General features: G+C 59.3%; 9 protein-coding genes and 2 pseudogenes. 6 read left to right on the top strand and 5 right to left on the bottom strand.

Annotated features, from left to right (window positions below):
* The first annotated feature begins 104 nt into the window (after positions 1-104).
* Positions 105-959 (top strand): siderophore-interacting protein, encoded by an 855-nt coding sequence (locus tag J5Y21_RS11260; protein WP_210575912.1) that lies wholly within the window; start codon positions 105-107, stop codon positions 957-959.
* On the top strand, positions 946-2,280 hold the full coding sequence (locus J5Y21_RS11255; protein ID WP_210575909.1) for an MFS transporter: 1,335 nt from the start codon (positions 946-948) through the stop codon (positions 2,278-2,280). The genes J5Y21_RS11260 and J5Y21_RS11255 overlap by 14 nt, the downstream gene beginning before the upstream one ends.
* Here the strand turns inward: J5Y21_RS11255 and J5Y21_RS11250 are convergent.
* From J5Y21_RS11250 to J5Y21_RS11240, 3 genes and pseudogenes are all read right to left on the bottom strand, one after another.
* Positions 2,262-2,489 (bottom strand): hypothetical protein, encoded by a 228-nt coding sequence (locus J5Y21_RS11250; RefSeq protein WP_210575898.1) that lies wholly within the window; start codon positions 2,487-2,489, stop codon positions 2,262-2,264. The two genes, J5Y21_RS11255 and J5Y21_RS11250, sit on opposite strands and share 19 nt — an antisense overlap.
* A 57-nt stretch (positions 2,490-2,546) precedes the next feature.
* A pseudogene (locus J5Y21_RS11245) lies at positions 2,547-3,714 on the bottom strand (ISL3 family transposase).
* 362 nt (positions 3,715-4,076) lie between these two features.
* Positions 4,077-5,329 (bottom strand): IS3 family transposase gene (locus J5Y21_RS11240; protein ID WP_210575896.1). Its coding sequence is split into 2 segments (ribosomal slippage): positions 4,077-5,047 and positions 5,047-5,329, totalling 1,254 coding nucleotides; the frame shifts between segments, so codons are not numbered across the junction.
* Between the two features lie 57 nt (positions 5,330-5,386).
* Here J5Y21_RS11240 and J5Y21_RS11235 point away from each other — a divergent pair.
* A pseudogene (locus J5Y21_RS11235) lies at positions 5,387-6,099 on the top strand (phospho-sugar mutase); the annotation flags it as partial.
* 170 nt (positions 6,100-6,269) lie between these two features.
* On the opposite strand, the gene J5Y21_RS11230 reads toward J5Y21_RS11235, so the two are convergent.
* Complete coding sequence (locus J5Y21_RS11230) at positions 6,270-8,126, bottom strand: siderophore-interacting protein (RefSeq protein ID WP_210575894.1); 1,857 nt, start codon at positions 8,124-8,126, stop codon at positions 6,270-6,272.
* Positions 8,127-8,313: 187 nt separating this feature from the next.
* Positions 8,314-9,297 carry an ABC transporter substrate-binding protein gene (locus J5Y21_RS11225; protein ID WP_210575892.1) on the bottom strand — a complete coding sequence of 328 codons (984 nt, stop codon included), beginning with the start codon at positions 9,295-9,297 and terminating at the stop codon, positions 8,314-8,316.
* Positions 9,298-10,214: 917 nt separating this feature from the next.
* Here J5Y21_RS11225 and J5Y21_RS11220 point away from each other — a divergent pair.
* From J5Y21_RS11220 to J5Y21_RS11210, 3 genes are read left to right on the top strand one after another with little or no spacing between them, the layout of a single operon-like run.
* Positions 10,215-11,240 (top strand): iron ABC transporter permease, encoded by a 1,026-nt coding sequence (locus J5Y21_RS11220; RefSeq protein ID WP_210575890.1) that lies wholly within the window; start codon positions 10,215-10,217, stop codon positions 11,238-11,240.
* Entirely contained in the window at positions 11,240-12,346 is a 1,107-nt protein-coding gene (locus J5Y21_RS11215) for an iron chelate uptake ABC transporter family permease subunit (protein WP_210575940.1), read from the top strand. Before J5Y21_RS11220 ends, J5Y21_RS11215 begins: the two co-directional genes overlap by 1 nt.
* Positions 12,343-13,185: an ABC transporter ATP-binding protein gene (locus J5Y21_RS11210; RefSeq protein ID WP_210575888.1), complete on the top strand. Its 843-nt coding sequence runs from the start codon at positions 12,343-12,345 to the stop codon at positions 13,183-13,185. Before J5Y21_RS11215 ends, J5Y21_RS11210 begins: the two co-directional genes overlap by 4 nt.
* The last annotated feature ends 152 nt before the right edge of the window (positions 13,186-13,337 follow it).

Genomic DNA, 13,337 nt, shown 5'->3' with positions numbered 1-13,337 from the left:
CCTTCCTCGTCCCAGCAGCCGACTTCACTCACGGTCGTGGTTGCAGATATGCAGAATCCAGCCTATGATTCCCCTTAGGTTAGTCTATCCTAAGTGAGGTTTACATGCCTAAGAGCGGTAGTCTGCTCGAGAACGGCGCGAAGTCGACGCTCCGTGCGATCTATTCGCGGTCCATGGCGCTACCGCCAGAGCGCGACCACTATCCGCAGTTCCCGGCGCGCGTCACGGCAGTCACCGATCTGACGCCGGCGTTCCGCCGCGTCACGATCGCAGCCCCTGAGATTGCAGATGTGACGCTCATGGGACCCGACGAGTATGTGGGGTTGTTCATGCCGCCGCCTGCACAGAGCCTGCAGATGCCCGCCTACGCAGCGATCACCCCTCGCTCGACGCTCTCGCGCATTCCGGAGGAATGCCGGCCCGAACTGCGGTGGTACACCGTGCGTCAGCAGCGCCGAGAGGACGCAGAGATCGACATCGACATCGTCAGCTGCGGCCACGATGGCCCCGGCGCCCGCTGGATCAGCCGCGTCCAGGCCGACGATCCGGTCGGCGTTCGGTTCCAGACCGCGCCTTACGGCAGTGCTCCTGATGCCGGACACCACGTCCTGATCGCCGATGATACCGGTCTTCCCGGCATGCTCGGAATCCTCGCCGCTCACGCGGCGGATGCCGATCGACGCTTCAGTGCGATCGTCGAGGTCCCGAGCGAGGACCATGTCCTGCCGGGCACGCGCGAGGCCGGCATCATCGTCGTACTCCGCGGCGACGGTGCCCCAGGCTCGGCGCTCGCCGCGGAGCTCGGTCAGCTGCAGCTGGACGGCATTGACTACGGATGGGTGTGCGCCGAGGCCAAGACCGCCGCGCTCGGGCGGCGCTTCCTGGTCAAGGAGCGCAATGTGTCTCGCCGTCAGGTGATGAGCTCGGGCTTCTGGAAGGTCGGTCGTGCGCGCCTCTGATACACGAATCCCCAGCGGCTCGGCCGCGAAACCCCGGCTGAGCGAGCGGCGCTTCCTGCTGCTTCTTGCGCTGTATGCCTCCCAGTACTTCGGCATCGGGTTTCTCATGACCGGCGCTACCGCCGTCCTCCGCGAGAAGGGCGTCGCGCTCGAATCGCTGGCAGCCGTGAGCGCTCTCGGGATGCTCTGGGCGGTGAAGTTCCTCTGGGCCCCGGTGGTCGACCGCTTCGGCCGGAACCGGAAAGGCGGTCACTACCGCAGCTGGTTGCTCGTCCTCCAGCCGCTTCTCGCCTGCGTCCTGATCGCCATCGGCTGCCTGCCGGATGTGCGCGCTCAGTTCGGGATCTTCCTGCTGCTTACGGCCGTCTACATCTTCCTATCTGCGACACAGGATGTGGCCGCCGATGCTCTGGCGATCTCCTCGATCCACAGTGACGAACGCGGATTCGCCAACGGCGTCCAAGTCGCTGGAAGCTACATCGGACTCATCGTCGGAGGCGGCCTCACCACCGTGATCTACGGGTGGGCCGGCTGGTTCGCCGCCCTCGTGACCCTCGCCATCCTGACCCTCCTGCCGACGGTGCTGATCGCAGTGAGCCCTGAACCCCCAGCCAGCGCCGAGGCGCGGGCCACGCGGGTCTCGGTGAGCACCATCTGGACGGTGGTGCGCCAGCCGGGCGCAGGCATCTGGATGCTGCTTGTGGTGCCGACGTCCTGGATGGGGCTCACCGCAGGCTACAGTCTCATCACCCCGAGCCTCATTGACGAGGGGTGGAGTGCCGAAGAGACGGCCAGCCTGACGACGCTGCTCGCCGGTGTCTGCGGGACGGTTGCCGCGCTCGGCACCGGGATGCTGATCCAGCGCTTCGGCAGAGAGCGCGTCCTGCTGATCGGCAGCTCACTTGCGGTTCTCGGAATGGTCGCGTTCATCCCCGTCATCTCGGGTGCGGTGCCCACTATCTACATCATTGCGACGACGATTGTGTTCTTCCTCGGTTACACCGCCGGCTCCATCCTCGTGTACTCGATCAACATGGACTATTCGCGTCCAGGCAGCGCCGGATCGGACTACACCACGCTCGCCTCGTTCGCCATGCTCGTGTCCTTCGGTGCCGGCGCGGTCTCCTTGTCTGTGGCCGGCCAGCTGGGCTACGTGTCGGTGTTCTTCGGTTCGAGCATCCTCTATGCCATCGGCGCGGCACTGATCGTATGGCATCAGCGACGATACCGGACGCAGATGCTCAACCACAGTGCCGGTCGCGACGTGCTGCCAGTCGAGCCGGTCACTGAGGGGTCCGGGCTTCAGTCTTCTGAGAGGTAACCGGTGTTCGGGTCGATGTCAGCGAGGAAATCGCGGATCGCCTCGATGTGGTCCTCATCCGTCAGCGTGGAGGGCGGATAGGTTCCGCCAGCAAAGCCGTAACCCGGATTGGCCCCGGTCAGCCAGTCGTAGTGGCACTTAAAGCGACCCGACTGCCGAACGCGGAACTGCTCGCCGTCGACGGTGAGCAGGTGCTGCCCGTGCTTCATGGGAACCATGATTGCATGCCGAACTCCGGTGGGCTGGAGACCGCAATAACTGGCTCTTCAGAGTTGAGTGTGGGGTGAGGCGTCGAGTCCGCCGGTGATGAGGAGCATGCGGAGGCGGTAGTGCTCGAAGTTGCGGAACCCGCGGGCGATGCGGCGGCCGAGTTCGATGATCCCGTTGATGGCCTCCGTCCAGCCGTTGCTCGCGCCGTGGGTGTCGAAGTAGGCCACGAACGCTGTCCGCCAGCGTCGCAGAGTCTCTCCCAGCCTGGCGATCTTCGGGATCGGGCAGGACGGCAGCTTCTCGATCAACTTCTCGGCCAGTCGACGACTCCGGGCAGGAGTGGGCTGGTGGAACACGTCTCTGAGGTCCTGGGCGCACTGGTAGGCGACCTCGACCGCGACATGATCGGGATGGGCCGCGAACGCGCTGGCCAGGCGGGTCTGCTGGCGCGGCGAGAGGCGCTCCCTCCCGGCGCGGAGAACATGTCGGACGCCGTAGAGGGGGTCGTCCTTGCGGCTTCGGTGGCCGGTGGTGTCCTGCTGGACCCGGCGCCGGCAGACATCGAGCGCGTCGCCGGCGAGACGGACGACATGGAATGGATCCATCACGGGGACCGCGTCGGGTAGCTCTTCGGCGGCGGTCTTGAACCCGGCGAATCCGTCCATGGCGACCATCTCGATTGCCTTCGACCAGTCCTCGGGCGGGCCGGGAGCCACTGCTTATACACCGCCTTCGGGCGGCCCTCGACCATACCCAGCAGGCGTGCGGGGCTGGTCTTGTTGCGGGCCGGGGTGAGGTCGATGATCACGGTGACGTACTTGTCGCCTGTCCGGGTGTGCCGCCAGACGTGCTCGTCGACACCGATCGTGGTCACCCCGTCGAACCGGTGAGGGTCGTCGATTGGTCGCCACTTGCCCTCGGCGCCGCCGCCTTCATCATGTCCTGCCGCCACATCCGCCGACAATGAGCGCACCGGTAGCGGCGCACCCGCACCAGCAAGGTCGTCGGCCGATGCCCGAACGGTTCATGCGCCAGCGGTCGCGTCACCGTGTCCCGCACGACGCCCTCGATGCCACACTTCCGGCACCACGGATCGTCCTCGACGACGCGGCACTCGATCACCGCCCGATCGGGTTCGAGCAGCTGCCCAACGACCCGACGGCCGAGCTCGTCGAGACGGCAGAACGTCGTCAGGTCGGGCGCGGCGAAGGTAGCGTAGTGCACGTCGAGGTCTTCCGGCGGATGGGCAGTGTGAGAACTTCCATCTTGGAAGACCTCGACCCCTATCCGCGAACCAGCCGCCCACCCCCGACTACACCCTCAACTGCGAAGAGCCGTCAATCAACGATGACTGTGTCGATAATCTGGGCGACAATGTGGGCCGGAGCGAGATGTATGTGGCCTGGGTTGTTCTAGTGCAACTTCAACCTGCCGGGAGGGACCTGACCCCTGTTTGGTAGACACCTCTGATTCCGGCTGTGTTGAGTCGGGGAAAGGTAATCTACCTCCATGCCTAGGAAGGTTTATTCGGATCAGTTCAAGCGCGACGCGGTCGTGAATCGGCCTGAATTTTTGAGAGTGGCGTGTTACGCGGCGTGAAGGCCTGCGTAGTGTTCTCGTTGGTAGTTGGTGTAGTGCTCGATCGGCGGGATATGCCCGAGCGAGGAATGCAACCGCTCGTGATTATACCAGTGGACCCATCCGGCTGTGGCGCGTTCCACCTCACCCCAGTCCGCCCACGTCCCTGCCTCGAAATCAATGAGCTCAGACTTGTACAGCCCGATCGTTGACTCCATCAGACCGTTGTCGTAGGCGTCGCCGACGGTGCCGATAGATCCGTCCATCTGGTGGACGGCCAGCAGCCGGCGGAGATCTGCGGAGGTGTACTGTGAGCCCGCATCCGAGTGATGGATCACCCCGGCCGACTCAAAGTACGGGTCCTGGCGCTGGCGTAGCGCCAGTGCCTGTCGCAGCGCACGGATGATCAAAGATTTCGTGGCTCGGGTGTCTACGACATACGCCAGGATCTCACGGGTGAACACGTCGGTGACAAAAGCCACGTAGCTGAAACCGCAGCTGGTGTGCACATACGTGAAATCCGCGACCCACCACTGATTGGGGCGCTGCGCCTGCGACCAGGCCCGTTGAATACGATCTGGGAAACGCTCGGCGGAGGGATCAGCAACGGTGGTACGTGTGGTCTTGCGTCTAAGTACACCCGCGATTCCAAGGATATTCATGAGGCGCTGCACCTGGTCACGGCCGATGTTCCAGCCTGCCCGTTGGGCGGCTTTCCATAGTTTTCGTCGCCCGTAGACCCGCCGATTAGCCCGCCACAGCTCAAAGAGCCGGTGCGCGGTGTAAGCCTCGTCCAGCTCGGCAGGGGTAGGCCCGAAACCACGCGCTTGGAAGCGGTAGAACGTTGCTGGTGAAATAGCGTATTCATGCTCGTTGAGCACGCGGCACATCCGCTCGATGGAATACAGCTGCCGGTGAATGCGGAGAAAGTCCACAATCACTTCAGTTTGCGGTCGAGCTCCGCCTGGGCGAAAAAAGCTGAGGCCAGCTTCAGGATCTCGTTGGCTTCTTTGAGCCGGGCATTTTCTTTGCGCAGTACCGAAAGTTCCGCGTCTTTCTCGGCGTCGGATTGCTCGACGGCGACGTGAACCTTTTTCTCTTCTGCGCGTACCCAGTTGCGGATAGTAGATGCTTTGATGCCGATGACAGCTTCGACAGCGCGTAGTGCAGCTGCCTTGGATGAAGCGCCGTCAGCAAGCTCCTCAAAGTACAGACGCACCGCCCGCTGGCGGGTCTCCTGGTCGTAGGGGCTGATAGCCATGATGTTCCTCCTGTGTTACATCATGCCCTCTCACCAACCCAGGCCGGTTTACAGGAGATCGATGCCGATATCCTTATCGCTTATGACCCGGATGCCGACCGCTGCGCCGCCGCCGTCCCCATGGCGAAAAACTCCTGGCGCCAACTGAGCGGCGACGAAACCGGTGCCCTCCTTGGCGATTACCTTGCTCGCCGCGGCGCTACCGGCAACTTCGCCAATTCCCTGGTCTCGTCCCGCCTGCTCGGGCGCATCGCCGCGCACTACGGTCTCGGCCACGAGGAAACGCTTACCGGTTTCAAGTGGATTGCCCGCACCCCTGAGCTATCTTTCGGCTATGAAGAAGCCATTGGCTTTTGCCCCGATCCCGCCGCGGTCAGCGACAAAGACGGCATTTCTACTTCCGTCGTACTTGCCAGCCTTGCCGCTGAATGCAAGGCCGCTGGAACTAGCTTGCTAGGCCGCTTGGAAGAAATCTACGCCACGGTTGGCGCCCTGCACACGCAGCCGTTGACCTTCCGCGTAGAAGACTTGAGCCTCATTGCCCAAGCAATGGAGAAGGTCTCCGCGACCCCACCGACCGAGCTTGCTGGCTCACCTATAACCAAGGTGGAGAAGTTCGCCCAAGGCTCGAAGTTCTTCACCGACAACGATGACCGCGTCATCGTCCGCCCTCCGGCACTGAGCCCAAGCTCAAGTGCTACCTCGAGTCCCCCGACACCGATCGCCTCGATGCCATCGCCGCCGATCTGCGCGAGTACTTCGGACTTTAAGTCGCCGCGCTCTTCGCTTTAGCCGCTGCTGCCCCGGTTTCTCTTCCACCGGAGGCAGCAGCGGCTTTTATCCGGCATGAACTGCAGCATAGACACCGTGGTTCCTTCGGCATTTTTCTTTGCCTCAGCCAGGGTGTCCACTAGACGAGGGGAACCGCAGCAGTTCCTCTTCAGGATTTCGCCTCTGCCTCAAGAACGAAAAGGCGTTTACCCCAGCCAACAGCCGTGGTGGAGACAATAAAAGCACCGTTGTCAGCGACAGCAGCGTTGATGTCTTCCTGAGTCGGTATCTTGGTGCCGAACATGGAAAGCCTCACCATGTCCTCTTCATAGGAATGCTCATCGCCGCCTACCGTATCGATAACCTCGGTAAAGATATAAACCCGCCGGAACGTATCCTTACTTATTGCGCGGTCTAATTGGTGAGCTACCTCCTCGCTACCAAAGACACCCCAGGGATCGATGAAAACTACATCAGTTGCCCACACATAGTCGGCTTCGGTGGGATAAAAGCCGTTTCCCTCGCCACTCGTCTCGCATCGTGCACGAGAGGTTACTGCGATTTCCTGTAGAACCGCTTCCGAGGAAGCATCACTGATAATACGGCTGTGGGCATGCTCCCATCGTCGGAGTATTTCATCTGCATATACCGCGCCTCCCTGGCCAATGATGAGAACGCGAGCGGTTTCATCTAAATAATGCTGTAGTGCCTTAGCTGCCGAAGGAGCAGTCCACCCAGCGCTCACATTCTTTTGCTCAAAGCGTTCGGCCACGAGTTGTGGGTCACGGCTAACATATTCTGACCACGGCAATCCCCTTTTCCCTTGCGGTGCTGACTCACCGGTACGAAGACTGTGCTCAATTCGCATCAGCGCCATCGCCTCAAGATGCGCAGGCCCGCTTAACCAGCGCACCGCATTTGAATCTGGGTCCGCCAGTTCCATTCCCATTGCAGTCAACGTGAGGGCGTCCCCGCTGATTTCGACGAGTTGAAGAGCGGCCAGGTAACGGACAAATCTTCCCAAAGCCTCCTCGTGAAGTTCTGTCGCAACAGCAAGGGCGGGGACTGTGTTGGCACCTGCATCGATTTCTTGAAATAGTCCTAAACGAACTGCAGTGCGAAGCGCAAAGGCCGAGTTCAACTCAGCTAAATCATGGATATTGTGCAAAACACTATTACTACTGCTCGATACGTTTCCTTTGCCGTGTTTCGGGTTAGTACGCCGCCAGTAGCCCGTGATTTCCTGATGTTCAGGGGCAATTCCGGAAGCTTTAAACAAACGGCGCAGCGGTTTTAGCCGAGAAGCTTCCCCTGCAGCCCATACGTATGCTTCGCCATCGGGCAATAATGAAGGAGAAGTAGCTTCAAAAAGCGCCCTAGTCTTTTCCACGAAGTCCTCACCCCGTTCGCGTACCGCCCAGTGGACCTGTACTGAATCGGAAATGTCTAAGCTCTGAATATCAGCGCTCGTAGGAACCTCTATCACCGCAATCGCAGGGTGCCCGCACGGAAGTGATTCTATGCAGCGGCCAATTGCCGGGAGCGCAGTCTCATCTCCTGCCAAAAATAGCCAATCGGTATGCGTAGGTAACTGTGCACAAGACTTCGGACCTGCCACAAAAATAGCGTCACCTATTCGAGCGTTCTGTGACCAGCTTTCTGCTAGGCCCTCACCGTGGCGCGCGAAATCTATTGCTAGTCGCTGGTTAGCAGCGTCAAAGTGGCGGACCGTGTATGTCCGGAATAGATTTTTGACAGCTTCTGGCCACAGTAGGTTGCCATCTGTTTGGGCGATTGGGTGCGGCCTATCTCCAGTTTCCGGATCCGGGAAGATCAGCCGAACGTCGTCATCAAAACCATGGCTTAATAATGCAGGAACGGAAATACCATCGAGTTTGTGCTCCTGGAGCTGCTCTCCGCTGAGCGTAATGCGCCGCATGCATGGCGATATATCTTCGACATTTTGCACATATAATTCCCGGTAAGAGATGGGATAAATTTCTCTACCTCGACTGTTTCTGGGCATAATTTTAACCATTCCTTTTGGTCAAGTTGATTTTATTTCGTTGCCGGAGAGGCAAGAACGAACTCACCACTTCCTTGGACTTCATCAACTAAAACAACGCCTTCCGATAAATCGGAAGGCGTTGCCGACTACCTGCTGCAACGGGGGCAAGCACCGTCTAGTAGGCGTCAGAGTTATACGGCCTTGGCTACTTTCCAATCTTTTCTAGCGTCGGCATTGTTTTGTCCAGCACCCAGGCTCGGCTCAAGCTCGTCGGTGTGTTGAGTCCGGCAACGACCGCTTCATCACCAGCGAGAGTCGCATCGGATTTCACCTGCGGCAAATCTTTGTATCCCGGAATTTTTTCAACTTCTTCGATAGACCCAGTGCGGTTATAAATGACCATAAAATCAGCGGCCAAGTAGGAAATATTTTCTGGAGAAAGCGTGACGCGGCCCTTATCAACCGGAACGGATCCGTCTGTCAGCTTGTCTGGGAACTTCATGCCCAAATCGTAGATGAAGGATGCGCCCGGATCCTCAGGGTCAGCAACAGCACCGAAAGAACCCTGGGCAAATTGGGAAACAACGCCGGTTTTACCAGAGAGGTTAGGCAATTTTTCCTTCACATCAGCGAAACGCTTGCTATCATCTTCAATAGCTTTCTTCGCTTCGGATTCCTTATTAAAAATCTTCCCCAAAGCTTCTAACTGCGCTTCCCAGCCAATCCCTTCCCCTTCATCAGAGATTCCGCCGAGAGTCGGTGCGATTGCAGACAATTCCTTGTAATGAGCCTCGGAAATTGTCCAGTAGTCGCCAACGATGAAGTCGGGTTCGATTGCCGCGATTTGTTCCTGGGGCAGAGTCTTGAAGTCTGTCTGATCGATCACCTTGACGCCATCGAGCTTCCCCTCACGCCAGGGAGAGTTCTTGTCTTTTGCATTCTGCACAACGGCAGCTGGTTTAATTCCAAGTTCCAGCAGATTATCAACGGCAGGTCCCACGGCAACCACATTTTCCGGGTTGACCGGATACGTGTCCGTTCCCCGTGCGTGCTCAATGGTCACGCCTTCTGCAACCTCGGAGGTTGTTGCCGCTTCATCGGTTGAATCGTTCGACGAGCAGCCCGACAGAACTAATCCGGCACAGATAGCGGCAGCAATGAATGACCGCACACCTCTTTTTACTGACATCTTTTATCCTTAAAGTCGGTTTCCTCAAGCTGCCTTTCAGCTTTTTCATCAGAATTTTCAGTAGACCCGAGGGGAACTTTGACGTTAGGTTAGCATTACCTATGCCACGTTGCAATAGTTCATTCTAGTTATTGCTCTATAGCTATCACCTATCTAAAGGAGGTATAACTTCACCCTTTCGCACAACGACAGGGGCGATATCAGACAGCTACTTGTATGTATTTTCGTCAATGTCCGAGGACAAGGCCACGGTAAGTTCTGGATCAGCCTTAGCAATAGCTTCCTGCATTGACCTACTCGTCTTTTCGATACACGGAGTATCGCCCTCGATTCTGTCGTTATACCGAATGCCGACGCCAGCGGCGTAGCCACATTTACGCCAATCCCTAATCTCCAGCAACTTATTTTGAACGCCCCTTAAGTAAATGAAGGCTTACTTTACTTAAGTCGGTAATCTGTTTTCCCATGATTGGCAACCACCCCCAGCAACAGTCTGAGCCACAACTCGGCCGAAGCTCCCCTCTCCTTCCAGAGATGGCAATACCCCGATCACGAAGGAACGATCCTGCGGGCTTGTCGGGGTATATGGAAATTTGTCAACCGCACTGGGACGAGTTCACCGTTATGCACCTCTCCCGCCCCCGCAACTTAGGGTTTCCCATCGCGATCGATAAGGCAGAGATGACCGGCCATGAGCACTTCTCGTCCTTCATGGGCCGTCTGGTCACAGCACCCTTGGAGCTCCTCGTGGTTTTGCCGAGACCAGACTACCGAAGCACCAGCGCCTACTGGGCACTCTTTAGGGCCTACTTCACGGACATCGGAAAGCAGCAGTGGGTAGGCCAACAGGCTCGGTTATGTGGTCGCTTGCAGCTAGGTGCGGGCTGGCAGCCACTGCAGGGATTGGAGGCCACGCTATGAGTGTGCGCACTACCCGCCTACTGGGCCTAGGGGTACTATTCCTACTGGTCCTCGGCGGCACGATCTGCAGTTTGCTGTACGGTGCCCGTTCTATTCCTGCGGAGGATGTGTGGGCCGCGCTGCGGGATCTCCCGGGGACGAGCGGCTCCCAAGACGAAGTTCCAACCAATCAACGCGTAGTAGCCGAGCTGCGGCTACCGCGCACCCTGCTGGCCATTATGGTGGGGGCGGCACTGGGAGTGGCCGGTGCTCTCATTCAGGGCCATACCCGCAATCCCCTGGCGGATCCGGGAATCCTGGGTGTCAGTTCCGGCGCGGCCCTCAGCGTTGTGGTCAGCTTCGCGCTATTTGGCATTACCGCCCCGTGGGCCACCGCGGTGGTAGCCTTCCTCGGCGCCATCGCTGCCACGGCACTGGTCTTCGGCCTCGCCTCCGCAGGCAAGGCAGCCGTCGATCCCTTGACCTTAGTGCTGGGCGGGGCCGCATTGTCGGCGGTTTTAAGCGCCATCACCAGTGCCTTCGTGCTCACCAATGAAAATAACCTGGACCGGATGCGCTTTTGGACCGTCGGTTCTCTTGCCGGTCGGGATATGAACATCGCGCTAGGAATCTTGCCGTTCATAGTGGTGGGACTGATCCTGGCGTTCGCCACCGGCCCTCAGTTAAACATTTTAAACTTAGGCGACGACGTGGCCGCAGGGCTCGGCATCAACACCGCGGCCGCAAGGCTGGCCGGCATGGGCATCATCGCCTTGCTGGCTGGCGCGGCCACGGCTGCGGCGGGCCCGCTGGGCTTCATTGGCCTGGTAGTGCCCCACATCGTCCGGGCTCTTACCAGCCCAGATTATAAGTGGATTTTGCCTTACTCTGCGCTAGCCGGCGCGGCACTGTTGCTATGTGCGGACGTAGTAGGCCGCCTCATCGCCCGCCCCGGGGAGCTCCAAGTGGGCATCGTATTGGCCTTCGTTGGTGCGCCATTCTTCCTCGCCTTAATCTCTCGGAAAAAGGTGACGACGCTGTGATACGACATAACAAGGCTGTACAGGATAAACAAAGCACTTCGTGGCAGATGCCGGGCAGGGTGCCATTCCGAGCTGGGCCACTCTCCTTTCTCTGGCGCCCGCGGGTGGTGCTGGTGTGTCTTATCGCCACAGCGCTCATTGTCTTTTTGGGCGCACTCTCCATCGGACTGGGCGATTACCCTATTTCCGTCCCCCGAGTACTACAGGTGATCTTTCATGGGGAAGGATCCCGCCTGGAAAAACTCGTGGTCCTCGAGTGGCGCATGCCTCGAGTAGCCACAGCCATCGCGGTCGGCTGCGCACTGGGACTTTCTGGAGCGCTAACCCAGACAGTCACCCGGAACGCGTTGGCCAGCCCCGATATCCTCGGCATCACCACGGGCGCCTCTGCCATGGCCGTAACGGTCATCGTGCTCGGCGGTGGCGGCAGTGGCTTCGCCGGCTGGCTCGCCGGAATTGGGATTCCCCTCGCCGCGTTTCTGGGCGCGATACTGAGCACCACGGTTATCTGGGCGTTGGCTTGGCGGCGCCACGCGGATTCCTACCGCCTCGTACTCGTGGGCATCATCATTACCGCGCTGCTAAGTTCCTACATCAATTTCCTCATGGTCCGCGCGGAACTGCGGGATGCCAGCCAGGCACAGTTCTGGCTCACCGGGTCGCTGGCCAAGTCGGAGTGGAATACCACCATCCCCATGGTCGCCCTTGTGATTGTATGCGCCCCGTTGCTGGCTTGGATCTCCTACCAAGCGCTGGCCACCACTCTGGGACCCGATCTAGCCCGAGCGCTGGGCCAGCGAGTCAACGGCGTGCAGGTGGCGATGCTGGCGTTGGCCGTAGCGCTAGCTGCGGTAGCTGTTTCGGCTGCCGGCCCCATCGGATTCATCGCCTTTGTAGCGCCTCAAGTAGCCCTTCGGATGTGCGGCGTACCCAGTCCCCCGCTTGCGGCGTCGGCTCTTACCGGCGCAGTACTGCTGCTAGGTGCGGACATCGTGACCCAAACTATTCTGCCGGTGGAGCTTCCGGTGGGTATTGTCACCTCCGCGCTGGGCGGTATCTTCCTCATTTACCTACTCGTTCAACGCACTAGGAGCACAGACGCATGACCTCCCCCATACCTCAGTCAAGCGCAGACCAACCGAATACCACCAGTAGCGTGGTCGCTTCCTCGGTCACGGTAGGCTACGGCCAACGCACCATTATTCGTGATCTCAACGCCACGTTCCCAGCGGGCAAGATCACCACCATCGTGGGGCCCAACGGGTGCGGTAAATCGACCTTGCTGCGTGCCATGTCCGGACTTCTCAACCTCGATACAGGGACCGTATATGTAAATGGACAAGATATCTCGGCCATCAAGCGCAAGGACGTCGCCCAAAAACTGGCAGTGTTGCCCCAATCACCCGTGGCACCTGAAGGGCTGTTGGTCTCCGATCTGGTAGCCCGCGGTCGGCACCCGCACCAAGCATGGTTCCGGCAGTGGTCCTCTACCGACGAGGAAGCAGTCTTCGCGGCTCTAAGCCAGACCGGTTCTGCAGATCTTGCGTGCCGTACGTTGGATGAACTTTCCGGAGGCCAGCGCCAGCGGGTGTGGATCTCCATGGTGCTAGCGCAAAACACCGACATCCTCTTCCTAGACGAGCCGACCACTTACCTTGACCTGGCTACCTCCGTGGACATCCTCGAACTTGTCGATAGCCTGCGTCAGAAACTAGGAAGAACCGTAGTAATGGTGCTGCACGATCTAAACCTGGCGGTGCGCTACTCCGATTACCTTGTGGTGATGAAGGAAGGCCAGGTAATAGCTTCCGGCGCACCCGCCGATATCATCACCGCAGAGCTGCTGCAGCAGGCTTTTGATCTGCGGGCACGGGTGATCGAGGACCCGGAGACTGGAGATCCGCTCATCGTTCCACTTCAATGTGTCACTAAAAGTGTTAATTAAGTGGTTGGTGTAGTGACAAGGCAATTAAACCGGCCTGGGTTGGTGAGAGGGCATGATGTAACACAGGAGGAACATCATGGCTATCAGCCCCTACGACCAGGAGACCCGCCAGCGGGCGGTGCGTCTGTACTTTGAGGAGCTTGCTGACGGCG

This window comes from Corynebacterium sp. Marseille-P3884 (assembly GCF_017942225.1).
Lineage (GTDB): Bacteria > Actinomycetota > Actinomycetes > Mycobacteriales > Mycobacteriaceae > Corynebacterium.
Note: the sequence above shows the minus strand (reverse complement) of the source record. Positions and strands in the feature narration are given on the sequence as shown.

Coding starts and splice junctions, on each gene's coding strand:
- J5Y21_RS11220 (WP_210575890.1), top strand. CDS start 10,215: ATGAGTGTGCGCACTACCCGCCTACTGGGCCTAGGGGTACTATTCCTA.
- J5Y21_RS11230 (WP_210575894.1), bottom strand. CDS start 8,126: ATGCCCAGAAACAGTCGAGGTAGAGAAATTTATCCCATCTCTTACCGG.
- J5Y21_RS11210 (WP_210575888.1), top strand. CDS start 12,343: ATGACCTCCCCCATACCTCAGTCAAGCGCAGACCAACCGAATACCACC.
- J5Y21_RS11250 (WP_210575898.1), bottom strand. CDS start 2,489: ATGAAGCACGGGCAGCACCTGCTCACCGTCGACGGCGAGCAGTTCCGC.
- J5Y21_RS11225 (WP_210575892.1), bottom strand. CDS start 9,297: ATGTCAGTAAAAAGAGGTGTGCGGTCATTCATTGCTGCCGCTATCTGT.
- J5Y21_RS11260 (WP_210575912.1), top strand. CDS start 105: ATGCCTAAGAGCGGTAGTCTGCTCGAGAACGGCGCGAAGTCGACGCTC.